A 19,783-nucleotide genomic window follows, 5' to 3' on the forward strand; every position below is an offset into this window, starting at 1 on the left:
TTGTTCAGCCCCAAGTCGGGGTATTCTAACCTTGTGTTAGAGGAACATCCTTTATATTGTGTTGCTCATGCCTTTTTTGGCTTCTGTTTGAATGGAGAATATTGTTAAAGGAGTGACCTCAATGTTTAAAAAGCTGTTTGGCGTACTGCAGCGGGTCGGTAAAGCGCTCATGCTGCCGGTGGCCATTCTTCCCGCCGCAGGTTTGCTGCTTGGGATCGGCAACATGCTGGTTAACCCTGATTTCCTGCAATATGTGCCGGCACTGGAAAATAATACGGTTCAAGCCATTGCCAACGTGTTAATGAATTCAGGACAAATTGTTTTTAGCAACCTATCGCTGCTCTTTGCGGTCGGGGTTGCCATCGGGCTTGCCGGCGGTGAAGGGGTTGCGGGACTCGCGGCAATCATCGGGTTCCTCGTAATGAACGTTACCATGGGAACCGTGCTCGGTATCAATCAATGGGTGCTGAGCAAGCAGGATTTTGCCTATGCCAGCGTCTTGGGGATTCCAACCCTGCAGACCGGCGTATTCGGCGGTATTCTGGTCGGGATCTTGGCTGCGTCGATGTACAAAAGGTTCTTCCGCATAGAGCTGCCATCCTATCTGGGCTTCTTCGCGGGTAAACGTTTTGTTCCGATTATGACAGCAGTTACTTCCCTGATCCTCGGTCTTGTACTGACGATCGTCTGGCCGCCGATTCAGCACGGCCTGAACTATGTATCGCAGAGTATGATTGATACGAATCTGACGCTGTCAGCCTTTATCTTCGGGGTTATTGAGCGTTCCCTGATTCCGTTCGGCCTGCATCACATCTTCTATTCACCGTTCTGGTATGAATTCGGAAGCTATATCGACAAAGCCGGAGACCTGGTCCGCGGGGACCAACGGATCTTCATGCAGCAGCTTCGCGACGGTGTTGAGTTTACAGCAGGTACCTTTACAACCGGTAAATATCCGTTCATGATGTTCGGCCTGCCGGCAGCGGCACTTGCGATCTATCACGAAGCCAGACCTGAGAACAAACGGGTTGTCGGCAGCTTGATGGTATCCGCAGCGCTCACTTCCTTCCTCACCGGGATTACTGAGCCGCTGGAATTCTCATTCCTGTTCGTGGCTCCGCTGCTGTTCGCAGTGCATGCCGTATTTGCGGGTCTGTCCTTCATGACCATGCATATCCTTAATGTCAAAATCGGGATGACCTTCTCCGGAGGGTTCATCGACTATGTGCTCTTCGGTGTAATCCCGAACCGTACAGCCTGGTGGCTGGTCATTCCGGTAGGTCTGGTGCTTGCGGTCATCTACTACTTCGGATTCCGCTTCGTTATCCGCAAGTTCAACCTTAGAACTCCGGGCCGTGAAGAGCCGGAGGCTGATGTGGAAGAGACAAGCACAGAGAGTGTATCGACAAGCGGCGACGATCTGCCGCGCAACATTCTCTCCGCGCTAGGCGGCAAAGAGAACATTGCCCATCTTGATGCCTGCATTACACGCCTTCGCGTAGAGGTTAAAGATAAAGCAGGTGTAGATAAGGGCCGCCTGAAGAAGCTGGGCGCATCCGGCGTACTCGAAGTCGGCAACAACGTTCAGGCGATCTTCGGAACACGTTCCGATACGATCAAGTCGCAGATTCAAGATGTGATGAATGGCAGAACACCAGCCGCTGCACCTGTTGCTCCGCAGCCAGAGCTTGAGAAGCAGTCAGGTGAGCAGGGCACGGCCATTGTCCCTGAAGATATCGTCTCCCCGGTTAACGGCGAGCTGCTTGATATCACGGAAGTACCGGATGCGGTCTTCTCGCAGAAGATGACCGGCGACGGCTTTGCCTTCCTGTCAGATGACGGCAAGATTGCTTCACCGGTATACGGTAAAGTGTTCAACGTGTTCCCAAGCAAGCATGCAGTCGGCATCATGTCCGACGGCGGCAAGGAAGTGCTGGTGCATATCGGTGTGAACACCGTTAAGCTCAAGGGGCAAGGGTTCACGGTTCTCGTTGAAGAAGGCGATCTGGTAGCCGCAGGGCAGCCGATTATGGAGGTCGATCTGGAGTATGTTAAGGCCCATGCGCCTTCCGTGATTTCTCCGGTGATCTTCTCCAATCTGCCTGAAGGCTCTGCCGTAACGTTGAATAAGCCGGGCAAAGTGGCTATCGGCGACAAGGATATCATCACGATCCGGTAAATGTGCAATGGTGCAGCGCTTCCCTTATAATTAAGGGGAGTGCTGCCCTTTACCATAAATTACAATCTAAAATAATAGAAAGCGAGTTGGATCATATCATGCAAAAAACATTCAGAATTATTGACGAAGACGGAATTCACGCACGCCCGGCAACAGCGCTGGTAAATACAGCTACCAAATTCAAAGGCACCGAATCTTTTGCAGAAGCTAAAGGTAAAAAGGTGACTCTGAAATCCATCCTTGGCGTCTTGTCTTTGGGTCTTGAGGCTGGAGACACTCTGACTCTGATTACTGAAGGCAGTGAAGAAACTGAAGCTCTGTCCGCACTGCAGGATGTAATGGTTAAAGAAGGGCTGGGAGAGCTCCATGAGTAAAATTTCAGGAATCGCGGCTTCCGCAGGAATTGCAGTAGCCCGTGCTTTTATCCTGGAACATCCGGATTTCACCATTACGAAATCTGCTGTCAGTGATGTCGAAGCTGAGCTTGCCAAGCTGAATGCGGCCTTGGATAAATCCAAAGCCGAGCTGCAGAGCATCAAGGAACGCACACTCGCTGAGCTGGGCGAGAAGAAGGCGGAGATTTTTGAATCCCATCTGCTGATTCTCGAAGATCCCGAGCTGATCAGCCCCGTCATGGACAAAATTCGTGAGGAATCGGTGAACGCGGACTACGCCTTAAATGAAGTAGCGTCCCAGTTTATTGAAATGTTCGAAAATATGAAAAGCGCGTACCTGCAGGAACGCGCGGCCGATATGCGCGATGTGACCAAACGTGTGCTGAACCATCTGCTGGGCATTCATTATGTCAGCCCTGCCGAGATCAGCGAGGAAGTTATTGTCATCGCCCAGGATTTGACGCCTTCGGATACAGCACAGTTGAACCGCAACTTCGTCAAGGGCTTCACGACGAATATCGGCGGACGCACCTCACACTCGGCAATCATGGCCCGCTCGCTGGAAATTCCTGCGGTGGTCGGCACCAAGAACGTGCTGTCTGAAGTTAAGGCAGGCGATTTGGTTATTGTTGACGGTCTGAGCGGCGATGTGCTAATCAACCCGAGCGATGCTGAAGTTGCAGAGTACAAAGCCAAGCAGGAAGCGTACAATCTGCAAATCGCCGAGTGGAAAAAGCTCCGCGATGAGCCGACGGTATCGGCTGACGGCAAGCATGTAGAGCTGGCCGCCAACATCGGCACACCAAACGATGTGAACGGTGTAATCGAGAACGGCGGCGAAGGCGTAGGCCTTTACCGTACCGAGTTCCTGTATATGGGCCGTGACAAGCTGCCTTCCGAAGAGATTCAGTACAATGCGTACCGCACTGTACTGGAGAACATGAAGGGCAAGCCGGTTGTTGTACGCACACTGGACATCGGCGGCGACAAGGAGCTGCCATATCTGGAGCTGCCGAAGGAAATGAACCCGTTCCTGGGCTTCCGCGCGATCAGGCTGTGTCTGGACCGTCAGGATATTTTCCGTACGCAGCTGCGCGCCTTGCTGAGAGCAAGTGCCCACGGCGATCTGCGCATTATGTTCCCGATGATCGCCACGCTTGGCGAATTCCGTGCAGCGCGTGATCTGCTGCTCGAAGAGAAGGCCAAGCTCCGCGAAGAAGGCAAGGAAGTGTCGGACAGCATTCAGCTTGGCATCATGGTGGAGATTCCTTCAACGGCGGTGCTGGCTGACCAGTTCGCCAAGGAAGTCGATTTCTTCAGTATCGGAACCAATGACCTTATCCAATATACAATGGCTGCCGACCGTATGAATGAACAGGTATCCTACCTGTATCAGCCATACAATCCGGCCATTCTGCGTCTGGTCAAAATCGTGATCGACGCTGCCCATGCCGAAGGCAAATGGACCGGCATGTGCGGCGAAATGGCCGGGGACAGCACCGCAATTCCGCTGCTGCTGGGCCTGGGCCTTGATGAATTCAGCATGAGCGCCACCTCCATTCTGCCGGCCCGCAGCCAGATTTCCAAGCTGTCTGCAGCCGAGATGAAGGACATGGCCGCGAAGGCGCTGCAGCTCAGCACCGCTGAAGAAGTAGCTGCACTGGTGCAGAGCAGCGTGAATTAATTTTTGTACTGCCAGTTTTACTCCGCTTCTGTAAGTTTACTTTTCCAACTACAATGTTACGGCCTCCTCTGGGGGCCGTTTTTTTATGTAAGTAATGATTTACAGTGGCTATCCGATTCATAGAAAGGTATACTATACTTTCGATAGACTAGCTGCTTTCACTTTGCAAGCTTAACTGGTGGAACTTTCCTGCCGATAAAGGAAGAGTGGACAGCAGTTTATGCTCTGGGACCCAAACATGTGAACATACTGTTACATATGATATGGTACGTCCTTATTCATCGCTTACAGAGCTATGCAAGTATTATCTGTCTATTAAGTGGAAATAGTTGGGTAATAATAAGTGATCGTCTTCCGGCAGTCTGACGGGAGCACTAGGATGGTGAATTGAATGAGAAGTAATTATATAAATGCAGAGACAGTGATAGAGACCTATGACGGAAAAGACCTGGGCTTAACCTACACTACGGAGTACAGCCTTTTTAAAGTCTGGGCCCCCACCGCTTTTACTGTGTCGCTGGTATTATATGAAACTGGCGGGAACGGCGAGGCGGGAGCAGGCTCCCATTTCAGGGACAGCGGGCGGATTGTAAATATGCTGCGGCAGGAAGGCGGCGTTTGGCTGGCGCGGCTTTCCGGGGATATGAAGGGCAAATATTACATGTACCGGACGGTTTTTGCCGACGGTACGCTGGAAGAAGCCGCTGACCCTTATGCCAAAGCGGTATCGGCAAACGGTATGCGGTCAGCGATTATTGATCTGCGCGATACCGATCCTGCGGGATGGGGCGAGGATGCTTCCCCTGTTCTGGCGCATCCCGCCGATGCTGTCATTTATGAGCTGCATGTACGTGACTTCTCGGCGGATAAGAGCTCGGGAATGCAGCATAAAGGGAAATTCAAGGCTTTTACCGAAGGTGGGCTGCGGGATTCTGCAGGACATCTGCTAGGCATTGATCATTTGGCCGAGCTGGGAATTACCCATGTGCACCTGATGCCGGTCTTCGATTTTCAGACCATAGATGAATTGAGAGCGGGCGGTAAGAGCGGCGCTGAGTCAATTTTCACGGAATATAATTGGGGGTATGATCCGCAGCACTATAATGTGCCGGAAGGCTCTTATAGCACGAATCCTTCTGATCCAGGAACCCGCATCCGTGAAATGAAGGAAATGGTGCAGGCGCTGCACAGCCGGGGGATTTCGGTGATTATGGATGTCGTGTACAACCATACGTATTCCGTGGAGAAGGGGCCATTTCAGCCTCTGGTGCCGGATTATTTCTACCGCCACGACTATAATGGAAGACTGTCCAACGGCTCGGGGGTCGGCAATGAGCTTGCCACTGAACGGCCGATGGTGCGCAAATATATTAAGGATTCCTTGGCCTACTGGGCTTCTGAATATCATATTGACGGCTTCCGGTTTGACCTTATGGGGCTTATCGACAGCGTAACGATGCGTGAAATTACCGAAGAACTGCGTTTGGAGATTAACCCGAGTCTGCTCATCTACGGTGAACCCTGGACGGGAGGAGACTCGCCGCTCGCAACCAAAACGCTTAAGGGTGTACAGCGGGGCAAAGGGTATGCGGTCTTCAACGATAACTTCCGCTTTGCAATCAAGGGCGATAGCGACGGCTGGGGCAAGGGCTTTGCAACCGGAGAATACGGCAAAGAAGGTGCGATTGCATCGGGGATCAAGGGCGCGATCCATGAGTTTACCGACTCTCCTGTAGAGACGGTGAACTATATTACCGCCCACGATAATTTGAACCTGTGGGATAAGGTGCTTGCTACGCAAGGCCTGCGGCGGGAGGCAGGGCTGCCGGAGCTGGAGAATGGCAGGCTGAAGAACGGCGGCGATCTGGAGGCGGCGGTTGCCGCAGCCAATCCTTACATCGCACTTGATCTGCAGGATATTCTCGAAGATGAGACGGTGCGCCGCTCTCTGCTGGCGAACGGGATTATTTTGACCTCGCAGGGTATTCCCTTTATGCAGGCGGGAGATGAATTCCTGCGCAGCAAGTATGGCGATCATAACAGCTACCGCAGCCCGGATGTGATCAACGCGATCCGCTGGGAGAATAAAAGGATGTTCAGTCCTGTTTTTCAATATTACAAGGGGCTTATTGAGCTGCGTAAGTCGCATCCGGCCTTCCGGCTGCATGGGCGCCTGGAAATTGAGCGTTCGCTGGAATTTCTCCGCTGTGATGGCGGGGTGGTCTCTTATACGCTGAAGGACAATGCAGGCGGTGATGCCTGGAACAATATCGTGGTGATTTTTAATGCCAACCTGGGACCGGTCACGCACACTCTCCCTGAAACGGACGGATGCTGGAACATCGTAGTTGACCACACCCGTGCCGGGGCGGATGCCTTCCGTCAGACAGAGGGCCATGAGGTGCAGGTTGAAGGCTTGTCAATGATGGTGCTGTATGACAAATACGGCGAGCCTTTACCCAGAGCCAAGATTATTGAGATTCATTATGACCGCCCGGATGGCGATTACCGGGGCTGGAATCTTTGGGTGTGGGGTACAGGCATTCAGGATGGACAATGCGACTTCAGGCACATGGAGGATGGACATGCGGTAGCGCGGGTTGAAGTGCTTCCGAGCATGGACAGGGTAGGCTACATTTTGCGGCTGGGCGACTGGGAAGAGAAGGACGGCAGCGGCGACCGCTTCATTGATTGCTCCGGAAGCGCCGGGCTTGTCAAAGTACTGGTACGTGACCGCGGGCAGGAGAACGGCGGCAATGCGGATGATCCGCTGCAGATGACCAGTTAAATAGAGAAGAGGCTGTTCTGAGGGTCACCGCTGTTGGTGATTGGCTCAATAGAACAGCCTTTTCTATTAGGGAGTTTTTCGCTGAAACGGATACTGTCCATTGAAGGACGGTATAGCCGCTTCTGCTTATGGTTTAGGAGGTTCAGAATATTCTTCATTCATCAGCTCGCTGTACAGATTGACCTCATTGCCGCCATGCTTTTTGGAGCGGTACATCGCAAGGTCCGCGGCCCGGAGCAGCTCATTGATACTGCTGCCATGCTGCGGATACAGCGCTACACCGATGCTGGCTGTGCTGTGGAAGCTGGCCCCTTGATGGATCGGCCATGATTGATTGAACAATCGCAGCAGGCGGTCCAGTATTTCACTTAGCATCTGTGGAGTGGTGAAGCGGTGCAGTACCACGGCGAACTCATCCCCGCCAATGCGGAAAGCCTGGCCGAAGCCCTTCACGGTCTGCTGCAGCTCGCGGGAGAGCAATTGGAGGAACTCATCTCCCGCCAGGTGGCCAAGCGTGTCGTTGAGTTGCTTGAAACGGTCGCAATCGAGCAGGGCGAGCGCAATAGCTTGTCTGTGCTCCTCCGGCTGGCCGATCAGGTTCTCCATGTACATTTTGAAATGGGCCCTGTTGGGGATTGCGGTCAAGTGGTCATAAAAGGCCATCTTGTGGAGGCGTTCCTCATTCTGCTTGCGCTGTGTAATCTCGCGGGATACCAGCATGAATTGCGCCGGAAATGCCTGGCTGCCGCTAATGAGGGTTACCTTCGTTTCGAGCCATACCCAGTGTCCTTCCGCCGAACGCATGCGCAGCTCGGTAATCCGCGAAGCGGCCTGGACCATGTTTTTGAGCTTCATCCAGGAGACCTCTGCCTCACGGATATAGTTGGAGAGCGGAGAACCTTTACCTGGTATGTAGCCCAGCACGCTGGCATGCGAAGGAGAAGCATACATAATCACTCCGTTAGGGTCGGTCAAAATAATAAAGTCAGACATCGTTTCCCCGATCAATTGGTACAGGGATTTCTCCTCCAGCATTTCATTTTGGAGTGAAATCAGCTTGCGGCTGAGATAAATAATGACCAAAACAAGCAGGAACAAGAACAGGGAATACAGGGCGAACAGTGAGCTTTTTTGATTCCTGAATTCCAGGGTAATCTGCTGGGCATAGCTGTCGATCAACTGCTCGGCTTTGTCCAGATGCTCCCGTACCTCGTACAGCAGGGCATTGGTTTGCAGCGCTGAGAAGGGCACCGGTCTTGAGCCGCTCTGGGCCCGCTGTGAGATGAGGCTCCGGCCCGTGTCCGACCAGGTCTCGAAGGAGCCGTCAAAGCTGTCCAGCGTCTTCTTCAGCTCTTCGAGCAGCAACCCGCTCTGCTTCATTCCATTAAGCGTGTTCTTCACGGAGATAACATTGTGGCTGGCTATGCCAAGCCGCTGTTTCGCCTGTGCATTGTTCTCCTCGAATTCCCGGGATAGCTGGCTGCGCTGCTCACTGGTGATATCCCCGTCCATTGCCGTATGAAGCGCAAGTGCAGCCTGGTACAGGTCCCGGTCAGCGTTCAGGATCAGCTCAGAGTTTTGATATACATCATTGTACAGGGAAGCTGACAGTCTGTTCATCGTGTAGTTCAGATAGAGCAGAGAAGCGATGCTGATGCCGACGAGAAGAACGGAACTGGCAGCGAATAATAGAATTAATCGCGTGCTTTTGACCTCGGTAAAACCTGCCACTGTCATCCACCCCCGCATAAAACTTATAAGTGCTCTCATTGCTGTATACATAAACCTGCGGAGTCAGATCCGGGACCTACTACCTTATGAATTCCTATCCTTGAGTCCTATTACCCAACTTTTCTGCAAACGAATACCCGCCTGCAGCAATAATTCGTACATGCTAGGTCCCGGGTTGCAGTTCTGCAGGAAGCAGTCATTTATGGGAGAAAATAGACCTTTGGCAGGGGCTAAGCTTCTCCCGTCTATGCGGTTATTTTGCAGGGCTATGCGATCGCATACCGTCTGCATGTCCAAAAAGCCGCAAGCCTCCCGGAGGCAGGAGGCTTGCGGCTTAACTATTTTTAATAGTAAAAAGTAAAGAAATGCAGGTGTTATTCGCTTCGGAGTGCATAGATCGGCCGCATTCTTGCTGCTTTGTTCGCCGGCATCATTCCAAATACAACGCCGATAAACAGGGAGAACAGGAAGGAGATGATCACCATGTTCCAGGAGGTTGCCACATTCATCGAAGTATAGTTTCCAACGGCCCAGCTGATCCCCAGGCCTAAGCCAACGCCAAGCAGTCCCCCGAATCCGCTTAGGACAATAGACTCGATCATGAACTGCATCAGGATATTAATTTTCTTGGCGCCGATGGCCTTGCGAATCCCGATCTCCCGCGTCCGTTCATTGACGGAGACAATCATGATGTTCATGATGCCGATGCCGCCTACAAACAAGGAAATCCCGGCAATACCGCCCAGTGCCATTGACAGCGTATCGCTGGTTGAAGATACGGTCTCCAGCATTTCCTGGGCATCGAAGACGGAGTAGGAATTGTCGGCGTAGTTGAATTTTGCATCCAGCGCAGCTTCCAGCTTCGTTTTGACCGCGGTCACATTATCCGCAGAGGTGGTTGTTATGGTGATGGACCGAACGCCTTTACTTTGCAGGAACCGTTCAGCCGTAGAGATGGGAATCAGGATTTTCTCGTCATTGGACCCTCCCAGGCTTGAGCCCTTCGATTCCAGCAGTCCGACAATTTTGAAGCTTCTTCCGTTCAGCTGTACCTTTTGACCTACAGGATCATCGGTGCCGAACAAGGTTTCCGCTGTGTCCGAGCCGATAAGGGCGACCTTTTGCCGGTACTCTGTGTCGATATCGAGCAGGAAGCGGCCTGACTGTACATGAAAATCCTGCACATCCTCATAAGCCGGGGTAATTCCTTCAATGGATACAGTCGTATTTTCTGTTCCGTTCTTGGCGGTGACGTTGTTGCTGATCACAGGAGATACGCCGTCTACACCCTCAATGTCGCCAAGTGCCAATGCTTCCTCATAGGTCAGCGAGGTGGTGGCGCCCCGGCCCATAATGTTAACCGTCAATTGATTGGTTCCGAGGGAATTCAGGGATTCGGTAATCTGTGAGGTAGTTCCTTGACCGATAGATACCAGCGCAATGACGGAGGATACGCCGATAATGATCCCAAGCATCGTAAGGAAAGCCCTTATTTTACTGCTGAGAATACTTTTGATAGCCATTTTCATACTTTGAAAAAGCATCATTCAGATATTCCTCCGATCCTCTACGAGATTGCCGTCCTGGATACGAATGATCCGCTTGGCCTGCTGGGCAATCTCCAGATCATGTGTGATCAGAATAATGGTGTGGCCCTGTTCGTTGAGCTCGCGGATCATTTGGAGGACCTCCTGTCCGGTCTTGGTATCCAGCGCTCCGGTTGGCTCGTCGGCAAGCAGAATCGGAGGCGCCCCCGCCAGCGCCCTGGCAATGGCAACCCGCTGCTGCTGCCCGCCTGATAGTTCAGACGGGCGGTGGTGCATCCGCTCTTCCAGTCCTACCCGGACCAGTGAGGTCCGGGCCACTTCCCGCCGCTCCCGGTGCGGCATTTTGCGGTAGATCAGCGGAAGCTCTACATTTTCAATAGCGGACAGCTTGGGAAGAAGATTGAAGTTCTGAAAGATAAAGCCGATCTTCTCATTGCGGATCTGTGCTAGCTTATTATCCGACAGCTTGCGGATCTCCTGGCCGTCCAGGAAGTAATCCCCTTCAACGGCAACGTCCAGACAGCCCAGCATATTCATCAAGGTTGACTTGCCGGAGCCGGAAGGCCCGATAATCGCTACAAATTCGCCGTAATCAATGGTAAAGGACAGCCCCTTGAGGATGGTCATTGATTCTCCGGCCATCGTATAGCGGTGAACCATGTTCTCGACCCGGATCAGCGGTTCAGCGGAACTCATCGGCCGCCACCTCCGCCTCCGGGAGCACCACCGCCACCGGAAAATCCGCCACCACTACCGCCGCTGAATCCGCCACCGGACATGCCGCCGCTCATACCACCGCCGCCAAACCCGCCGCCCATGCCGCCGGCCTGGGTCTGCGTTTCAGAAGACGTCTTTGTCGAAATCACGGTAGGAATAATCACTTCATCGCCTTCACTTAGCCCGCTGACAATTTCAATGCTGCTCTCGTCGTGAATGCCCACTTCAACCGCAACCCGCTTCTGGCCGGAGGCTGTGCCTGCACCACTTCGGCCACCGGCCTGACCGAAGCCTGCACCGCTTCTGCCTCCGCCTTGGCCGTAGCCTGAAGCCATGCCGCCCCGGCCGCCCGCTTCACCACCCGGGAACCCGCCGCCAGCCGCTTGCCCGCCTGGGGCCTGGCCTTCTGAAGGTTGTCTGCCGGACGCTTGCCCATCCGCCGCCTGGCTTTGTGCAGGTGGTTCCCCGGCCGGTTGTCCTCCCGCCGACTGACCATCAGCACCTTGTCCGCTGGCTGCTTGGCTCTCAGCCGGCTTGGCTCCAGCCGCTTGCCCATCGGCAGCATTTCCTGCGGCACTGTTGTCTGCCGTCGTTACCGGCACGGCTACGAAGTACTTGCCGTTCACTTCCGTGACCGCTTCGAGGGGCACGGTCAGCACATCTTTTTTCTGCTCAATGGTAATAGCTACTTCCGCTGACATGCCGACAAGTACGCCATCTGACTTATTCAAGCCCACTGTAACATCGAACAGCGAGACACCGTTGGAAGACGTGCCTTCTTTGGCGATATCAATGACCTTGCCGGTAAATTCCTTATCTTCGAGGGCATCCAGTGTAATCGTAGCCGCTTGATTCAGCTTGACCTTCGGAATATCCAGCTCATCGACCTGCACCGTAACGCTCAAATTCACATAATCCGTCATGGTGAGCAGCTCGGAGCCGTTCTGTGCCTGTTCCCCGTCCGTAATGTTCACTGCGGTAATGGTACCGTCGATTGGAGCGGTTAACGGGTCGGGAGGAACCATATCGTCCTGAATTTCCGCGATGGAGTCCTGCTGGTCCTGAATATCGCTTTTCGCCTTGTCGATAGCTGTTTTTGCCGATTCCAGCTCATCGTCCGTAGCGTTGTTCATCGCCAGCGTTTTGTAATTTTCCTGTTTGTTTTCCAGCTCTGTCTTCAGATTTGCCAGCGATTTATTCGCTTCTTTGAGCTTGTCGTTTAGATCTGCGGCTACAAAGGTGATCAGCACGGCTCCTTTTTTAACAACATCGCCCTTCTTAACCATAACCTTATCGACTTCCCCGGCTTCCTTGGTGCGGATGCTCTCACTGTTAATCGCCGAGACGGACCCGGAGCCCGATACTCCGACCAGGATATTTCCTTTGGTCACGGTTGCTGTATTCAGCGGAGCCGCGTTAACCTCTTTGCTCTGGTCAGGCCATAGGACATAGGCAAGGATACCCGCGATGGCAACGACAACGACGCTTGAGGCGATAATTATTTTTTTCTTCTTGTTCATTCCGATCCTCCATCTTGCTTCAATATAAAAGGCAGAGTGGTTCATTTGATATGCATTAAGCATCGTTTGCTTGAGTAACCTCTTAGCTGCCGCCAGCCCCGGATGCCCCGGAAGCGGATGGAGTAGGTGCTGGTGTTGCTGTCGCCGCTGGAGTTGGAGTTGGGGCTACCGTAGCTGCTGGAGTTGCTGTTGCCGCTGGCGTTGCCGTTGGAGTCGCCGTCGCTGTTGGAGTCGCAGTTGCTTTTGCCGTCACATCAATGTTATAGACCTGGCTGCCCAAGGCGATCCGCTGCCCCTGGAACTCATCGTACAGCGTGAGGGTGTAATTGCCGCCTCCTAAAGTCTGGTATAGATTGCTGCTGAAGGTCGTGGTATACGTTGTGTAAGTTCCGGCAGTCAGGTCGGTTCCCAGTGTCAGCGACTTCTCAAAGTACTGTCCAAACGGATCGCTGATATGTAGTATGAGCTTATGCCCGTAAGCGCCCATCTGGTAGGACGTATCCTGGGATAAAATATAGTTGACCGCCAGCGTAAAATTGCTGCTTCCCGCAGTAATACTGCCTGTTGAATTGGAAATCGCCAGCGTGTACGGGAACATGGAGATGTTGCTGAGACTTGTCTGTGCGGTCACATCCGTAACGGTCAACGGAATAGCAGCGGTATTCACATATGCGGTGGCCGCCGTTCCCGCACTGGTCAGCTTGCCATCGGCAACGCCCTGGCCTACATAGAGCTGCAGACTGGAGGTATCAACGGTGGTTGGTACTTTGGCCCAAAAGGTGATCAGCGTCTTGCCTTTAGGACTGGTCGACAGCTCGGACTGGTTGGCTGTAGCCTCGAAGTACTGTCCGTCAGCCGTCTTGAACTGGGCATACAATCGTGATAGATCTGCCTGACGGGTTTCTTCACTGTTCATTTCAATTTCACTGTAGATGAGCTTGGAGCTGCTGCCTTTGTAGACGGTTGTCAGGCGCTCCTGTACACTTGCTTTTTTGCCGGTCGTGGCAATGCTGAAGGTTTTGCCGGCTGCAAGCGGAGTAATGCTGGTTACAGCACCGTCGGCTGTGCCGAGAGAGAGGAACTGGGATACATTCTCGCCGCTCGTTTCCTGAAGAATAATCTTGGTCTGTCTGAAATCCAGGGTGTACGGAACATGGGCCAGTACGGTAACCTGAACACTTGCGCCGGGAGCAAGCGTGGTCGTGTCATTGTCGATAACAAGCTGCGATGAAGCGGTCAGATCATTCTGGTCCACCTTAAGAATCCCGCTCAGCTTGGGCAGCGTGATTGTTTTGGAGGTCGAGTTGCGGATGTTCAGCTTCGCCTGCACCAGATCCTCATTGCCCCAAGGCAGACGCAGCAAGGACTGAAGCGTGACCCCAAAGGTTCCATAATTGTTTGTTACGCTGTTCTCTGAGAGTACATGAGTGTCGCTTTCCAGCGTATAGGGGATTTTGAAATAGGCGACCGGAAGAATGATCTTATTCGTATCGCCGCTGCTTGCGGGCGCAATCATCTGCAGCTCCAGTTTGTCCTGTGCGAGTGTGAGCGGAATGCTTGCGCTGAGCGTGATCAGCTTTTCCTCCAGCGGCTTCAGCGTCAGGCTGGCAAAAGCCGTTGTTGTAATAGGGAAGGTGTAGCCCTCCTTCGACTTGACCGTAAGCTCATAGGCTGGCAATGTGACCGCTTTGCTGCCGGTATTTTTCACCCGGAACTGATAAGTCCATATCCCGTACTCATTCTCTGCGTATACATTCGCCTTCAGCAGTTGCATATCCACAATGTTGCTGTTGACCGACACCTTCTTGATATAGCCTGCGGCCACAGTGAAATCGGCGGTTTTCGCGGCAGGAAGAGCATAGGAAGCAACCGGAAGAGTCAGCTTGAGCGTCTCATCCAGCTTGGCGATCTGCAGTGTCATGTTGGTTAAATTCATGTAGGCGGGGATTTCGGTCATATAGTAGAGCGTCTTCTTCTCCTGCGGCTGGATTTTGTACTCTGAGCTGCTCTCATCCAGTGCCAGGGTAAAAATAGACCCTCCCGAGGATTTCAGGTACAAGCTGTAGCCCGGATCAGTAAGCACCTTTGTACCCAGATTGGTCAGGCTGATGCCTGCCTTGGCGTATACCTTGCCGTTATATTTGTAAATTTGCAGAGATTCGGCTTTAGTTGTGACAGGCATGCTGCTGAGTTCCACTTTTTTGCTCTCACCCGGGAGGGCGGAGACTGAGTAATTGGCAGGGACGGTAAACGTACCAATCCGCTGCTCGAAATTGGCTGCGCTGAAATTCCAGCCGTACATGTTGATTTTGAGTCCTTTTACCGATGTGGCGGTTCCGATATTCGCATAATATGTAATGCTGGTGCTCTCGCCCGCGGCGATTTTTTTCTTCGAGGCATCGGCGCTTACGGCAGCTCCTTTGATGAGGTTTCCCCCGGGGGTCACCACTTTGGAGAAGTAATTGACCATGTTGACGCTGCTGTCCGCCGTGTTGGCATAGGTCAGAGTATACGTGAGGATATTTCCGCCCGATTGGCTGAAAATCCCCACATTGCTCAGCTTCACGCTGAGTGTGGTTCCGAGTTTGATAGCGCTGAGCTTGGTGAGTGTTGAAGTCTCTGCTACAGCAGCAGTTGTTGTGGCCGTGGACGCAGCAGCCGTGGCGGTATAAACCGCAGGCCCGGCAATCGGGCTGACGGCAAATGTGCTAAGCAGCAGTAGAACATAGGCCTTGCTTCGTTTGTGCATGAATTTCCCTCCCTGTATAAAAGCCTTTGCCATCAGGAGAGCTGCCGCAGGAAATGAGGACAGCCAGGCTTTACTAATAAGGAAAAATATCAAATTCCGCTGAGCGTTAGCTGAAAAATTTTCCTGAAACGCGCTGTGAAGCTTAAAGGAAGCTTAAAAGAAGATAAAAATTGGCCTAAATTTAGTCCGGCTTGTCAAAACGGATGATTTTGCATATAATAAATTGACATATCTTCTGATCGGAAGATACAGGTTATCCAGCAGCATCCAGTTAAATGCAGTGATGGAGAAAAGTACGCAGTGCCTGGCCTACAGGGAGGAGACGCCGCAGATTGAGAGCGTTTCTAGGAGAGCAGAGCTGCCGAAGTTCACTCCGGAGCAGTTCCCTGAAGTTCGTTCAAGGCTTCCTTGAAGGGCGCGTAGGGGAAACCGGCCGCAGACCGTTATTTCTGTTAAAGTGAGACGGGTCTTCGCTATGCCATAAGGGGAATAATGCTCTTAAGGGATCGGCACAGGGCTTGTCTAACAAGGGTGGTACCACGGTCTTTTCGTCCCTTACCGGGAGGAAAGGCCTTTTTTTGTTGCAAATGACATGATAAGGGGGCAGTACACGGCCATGAAAGAAAAGCTTGAAGCATTGAAGGTCGAAGCGTTGGCGAAGCTGCAGGAGGTTAGCGATCCGCAGGTTCTGAATGATTTGCGTGTAAAGTACTTGGGTAAAAAAGGCGAGCTTACAGAGGTTCTGCGCGGAATGGGCGGACTCAGTGCAGAGGAGCGCCCGGTGATCGGCCAGGTGGCGAATCTGGTGCGCAGCGCTATTGAGGAGATTATCGGTGCGAAGCAGGAAGCCTTCCAGCAGCAGGAGACACTAAACCGCCTGAACGCGGAAAAAGTGGACGTAACCCTGCCGGGCCGCGGTCTGCCGCAAGGCGGGATTCACCCTCTGAGCCGGGTCGTGCAGGAGATTGAGGATATTTTCATCGGCATGGGCTACCGGGTGGCGGAAGGTCCTGAAGTCGAAACGGATTATTATAACTTCGAGGCGCTCAATCTGCCGAAGAACCATCCGGCCCGCGATATGCAGGATTCCTTCTATATAACGGAGGATATCCTGATGCGCACACAGACCTCTCCGGTGCAGATCCGCACCATGCAGGCGATGAAGGGCGAAACTCCGGTAAAAATCATCTGCCCGGGCAAGGTGTTCCGCCGCGATGACGACGATGCAACTCACTCCTTCCAGTTCCATCAGATTGAAGGTCTGGTGATTGGACGCAATATCCGCATGAGCGATCTGAAGGGCACGCTGCAGCAGTTCGTCAAAGAAATGTTCGGGCCAAAGACAGGCATCCGCCTGCGTCCAAGCTTCTTCCCGTTCACTGAGCCGAGCGTGGAGGTGGACGTGAGCTGCTTCAAATGCGGCGGCGACGGCTGCCGTCTGTGCAAGCAAAGCGGCTGGTTGGAAATCCTCGGCGCCGGTATGGTTCACCCGAACGTGCTTGAGATGGGCGGCTACGATCCTGCCGAATACAGCGGCTTCGCGTTCGGCATGGGCGCTGAGCGGATTGCAATGCTGAAATACGGCATCGACGACATCCGCTATTTCTACACAAATGATATGGCTTTTGTGAAGCAGTTCAAGGGGATTTAGATTTTTGGCGAGTTGCGGGCTGGCGGGGGGAGTTGCGGCTACCCGAGGATCTTTGTTTCTGTTTTAACATTCTGTTAAAAAATGGACCGGAGGGGAAGTTTGGAACTGGAGGAGCGAATGCGTCCGCCTTTGTCTCCGGATGTTATCCGCTATAGCGGTACAATCCAAAACATCTGGAGACAACAGCGGCCGGAAGTCCAAACATTCCCCGCAGGGACCCTATTAACAGAGGCTTTTTAAAACGGAAGTACAAAGGTCCAACGCTGCTAACGGTCTCCGCGCAGCAAGCAAACCCGGCACGTAGATAAATACATCTGAAATAAAAGGAAGTGTGCGAACATGAAAGTATCAACCTCCTGGCTCTCTGACTATATATCGCTTGAGGGCGTGGCCGCAGAAGAGCTGGCAGACAAAATCACATCCGCCGGCATTGAGATCGACAGTGTGGAGCGTCGCAATAAAGGCCTTTCCGGGATTGTCGTCGGCTACGTGAAATCGAAAGAAAAACATCCTGACGCAGATAAGCTGAATGTCTGCATCGTTGACGCCGGCCAAGACGAGGATCTGCAGATTGTCTGCGGAGCCAAAAATGTGGCGGCAGGTCAGAAGGTTCCTGTAGCCCTGGTAGGCGCAAAGCTGCCGGGTCTGGAGATCAAGAAGGCCAAGCTGCGCGGTGTACTATCTCAGGGTATGATCTGCTCGGCCAAAGAGCTGGGACTGAACGACAAGCTGCTGCCGAAGGAACTGCAGGAAGGCATCCTCGTTCTGCCCGAGAACACTGAAATCGGCCAGAGCATCCTGGAGGTGCTGGGCCTGAATGATGAGGTCCTTGATTTCGATCTGACGCCGAACCGTTCCGACTGTCTCAGCATGATCGGAGCCGCTTATGAAGTCAGCGCGATTCTCGGCCGCGAGCTGGAGCTGCCGAATCCGGCGGCAGACATTGTGGAGACGGGCGGTTCAGCCGCAGATTCCATCTCCGTCAAGATTGAGAACGAAGAATACTGCAAGCATTATACGGTGCGTTACATTGCCGGAGTGAAGCCTGCCCCATCCCCGCTCTGGATTCAGAACCGTCTGATGGCAGCGGGCATCCGCCCGATCAGCAACATCGTTGACATTACCAACTACGTGATGCTGGAATACGGACAGCCGCTGCACGCCTTTGACGGCGACAAAGTGGAAGGTGGTACACTGGGCGTGCGGTTTGCACATGAAGGCGAGCTGCTGACTACGCTTGACGGTCAAGAGCGGAAGCTTGAGCCGCAAATGCTGGTCATTGCCGATGGAGCAAAAGCCGTCGCGCTCGCAGGTGTGATGGGCGGACTGGACACCGAAGTAACCGGGGAAACCGTGAATATTGTATTGGAATCTGCTAAATTCGACGGAGGAACGGTCCGCAAAACCTCGCGGCAACTGGGTCTGCGCTCCGAAGCGTCCCTGCGCTTCGAGAAGGAAGTCGATGCGAATTCCGTAATTCCGGCGTTGAACCGTGCGGCAGCCCTGATTGCACAGTATGCCGGAGGCACAGTGTACGAAGGGATTGTGGAAGCTGGCAGCGGAGCTGCTAAGGAGAAGGTACTGACCTTATCCCTGGAAAAGCTGAACCGTTATCTGGGCACGGATTTGTCCCTGCTTGAGGTGAAAACCTTGTTCAGCCGTCTGCACTTCAAGTGCGGAGATGCCGCACAAGGCCTTATTGAGGTGCAGGTGCCGACCAGACGCGGCGATATCAGCTACGATGTCGATCTGATTGAGGAAGTCGCCCGTTTGTACGGATACGACAACATCCCGACAACATTGATCGAGGGTGTCACCACTCCGGGAGCGCTGACAAGACAGCAGGCCCTCCGCCGCGAGCTGCGGCGTCTGCTGGCGCATGGAGGCTACCAGGAGGTTATGGGGTATTCCTTCATCCAGCCGGAGCAAAGCAAGCTGTTCCCGGCGCTTGCCGGAGGCAAGCTTGCCGTGAAGCTGGCAATGCCGATGAGCGAGGAACGCAGCGTGCTCCGCACTACCCTTATTCCTCAACTGCTGGATATTGCCCGCTATAACACGAACCGCCGCCAAAGCGATCTGGCGCTGTTCGAAGTCGGCAATGTGTTCTTCACGGAAGAAGAGCAGCTTACCCGCCAGCCGCGTGAATTGCCGGTGCTTGGTCTGCTGCTTAGCGGAAGCCGCGCGTCCAAGCAGTGGAATGTGGCTGAAGAGCCGGTGGATTTCTTCGACCTGAAGGGTGCGTTTGAGACTGTATTTGCCTATCTGGGCCTTACGGACAGCATAGTCTATGAAGGCGATGCGCCGGAGAATTACCATCCGGGCCGTTCCGCTTCCGTATATTTGCTGGGAGAAGCGGGCCGCGTGAAGCTTGGAACAATGGGCCAGCTGCATCCTGAACTGCAGCGGGACCTGGATCTTGAGGATACTTATGTAGCCGAGCTGCTGCTGGAGCCGCTCTATAATGCTGCCCGCACCAACCTGCAGTACACCGAGCTGCAGCGCTTCCCGGGAATGGAGCGGGATATCGCAGTTGTTGTGGATTCCGCTGTGCCTGCCGGTCATCTGCTGGCTTCCATCCGTGAGAACGGCGGCACTTTGCTGCAGAATGTACAGGTGTTCGACGTATATACTGGCGGCAAGATGGAGAGCGGCAAAAAGAGTGTAGCCATCTCGCTGCTATACCGTCATACGGACCACACGCTGACCGACGAGGAAGTTGTAGAGGTGCATGACAAGGTCGTTTCCGCACTTCAGCAAACTTTTGGCGCAGAATTGAGAAAGTAGCAGGAATTGTACAAAGCCGCAGCGAATCCATTTAGAAA

11 protein-coding genes are annotated in these 19,783 nt (G+C 53.3%); 6 read left to right on the top strand and 5 right to left on the bottom strand.

Annotated elements, in window-relative coordinates:
* The first annotated feature begins 121 nt into the window (after nt 1–121).
* The 4 genes from ptsG to pulA all read left to right on the top strand — a co-directional run bounded on the left by ptsG (nt 122) and on the right by pulA (nt 7,046).
* A complete protein-coding gene (ptsG, locus tag AC0LWN_RS24645) occupies nt 122–2,179 on the top strand; it encodes a glucose-specific PTS transporter subunit IIBC (RefSeq protein ID WP_474670031.1) in 2,058 nt (685 codons plus the stop codon).
* A 98-nt stretch (nt 2,180–2,277) separates the two neighbouring features.
* Nucleotides 2,278–2,553: an HPr family phosphocarrier protein gene (locus AC0LWN_RS24650; RefSeq protein WP_474670033.1), complete on the top strand. Its 276-nt coding sequence runs from the start codon at nt 2,278–2,280 to the stop codon at nt 2,551–2,553.
* Nucleotides 2,546–4,258, top strand: a complete 1,713-nt coding sequence (gene ptsP / locus AC0LWN_RS24655) for a phosphoenolpyruvate--protein phosphotransferase (protein WP_474670035.1) — start codon at nt 2,546–2,548, stop codon at nt 4,256–4,258. The genes AC0LWN_RS24650 and ptsP overlap by 8 nt, the downstream gene beginning before the upstream one ends.
* Nucleotides 4,259–4,649: 391 nt before the next feature.
* On the top strand, nt 4,650–7,046 hold the full coding sequence (gene pulA, locus AC0LWN_RS24660; RefSeq protein ID WP_474670037.1) for a type I pullulanase: 2,397 nt from the start codon (nt 4,650–4,652) through the stop codon (nt 7,044–7,046).
* 126 nt (nt 7,047–7,172) lie between these two features.
* Here pulA and AC0LWN_RS24665 read toward each other — a convergent pair whose 3' ends face one another.
* The 5 genes from AC0LWN_RS24665 to AC0LWN_RS24685 all read right to left on the bottom strand — a co-directional run bounded on the left by AC0LWN_RS24665 (nt 7,173) and on the right by AC0LWN_RS24685 (nt 15,310).
* On the bottom strand, nt 7,173–8,777 hold the full coding sequence (locus AC0LWN_RS24665; protein ID WP_474670039.1) for a diguanylate cyclase domain-containing protein: 1,605 nt from the start codon (nt 8,775–8,777) through the stop codon (nt 7,173–7,175).
* A 374-nt stretch (nt 8,778–9,151) separates the two neighbouring features.
* On the bottom strand, nt 9,152–10,324 hold the full coding sequence (locus AC0LWN_RS24670; RefSeq protein ID WP_474670041.1) for an ABC transporter permease: 1,173 nt from the start codon (nt 10,322–10,324) through the stop codon (nt 9,152–9,154).
* Complete coding sequence (locus AC0LWN_RS24675; RefSeq protein ID WP_474670043.1) at nt 10,325–11,020, bottom strand: ABC transporter ATP-binding protein; 696 nt, start codon at nt 11,018–11,020, stop codon at nt 10,325–10,327. It abuts the gene before it with no gap.
* Nucleotides 11,017–12,561 carry an efflux RND transporter periplasmic adaptor subunit gene (locus AC0LWN_RS24680; protein WP_474670045.1) on the bottom strand — a complete coding sequence of 515 codons (1,545 nt, stop codon included), beginning with the start codon at nt 12,559–12,561 and terminating at the stop codon, nt 11,017–11,019. The genes AC0LWN_RS24675 and AC0LWN_RS24680 overlap by 4 nt, the downstream gene beginning before the upstream one ends.
* A gap of 82 nt (nt 12,562–12,643) precedes the next feature.
* Nucleotides 12,644–15,310, bottom strand: a complete 2,667-nt coding sequence (locus AC0LWN_RS24685; protein WP_474670047.1) for a hypothetical protein — start codon at nt 15,308–15,310, stop codon at nt 12,644–12,646.
* A gap of 616 nt (nt 15,311–15,926) precedes the next feature.
* On the opposite strand from AC0LWN_RS24685, the gene pheS reads away from it, so the two are divergent.
* Together pheS and pheT are read left to right on the top strand one after the other, a co-directional pair.
* Nucleotides 15,927–16,961, top strand: coding sequence for a phenylalanine--tRNA ligase subunit alpha (pheS, locus tag AC0LWN_RS24690; protein WP_474670049.1), 1,035 nt, complete (start codon nt 15,927–15,929; stop codon nt 16,959–16,961).
* Nucleotides 16,962–17,300: 339 nt separating this feature from the next.
* Complete coding sequence (gene pheT, locus AC0LWN_RS24695; protein WP_474670051.1) at nt 17,301–19,745, top strand: phenylalanine--tRNA ligase subunit beta; 2,445 nt, start codon at nt 17,301–17,303, stop codon at nt 19,743–19,745.
* Nucleotides 19,746–19,783: the final 38 nt, after the last annotated feature.

This window comes from Paenibacillus sp. sgz302115 (genome assembly GCF_056120445.1).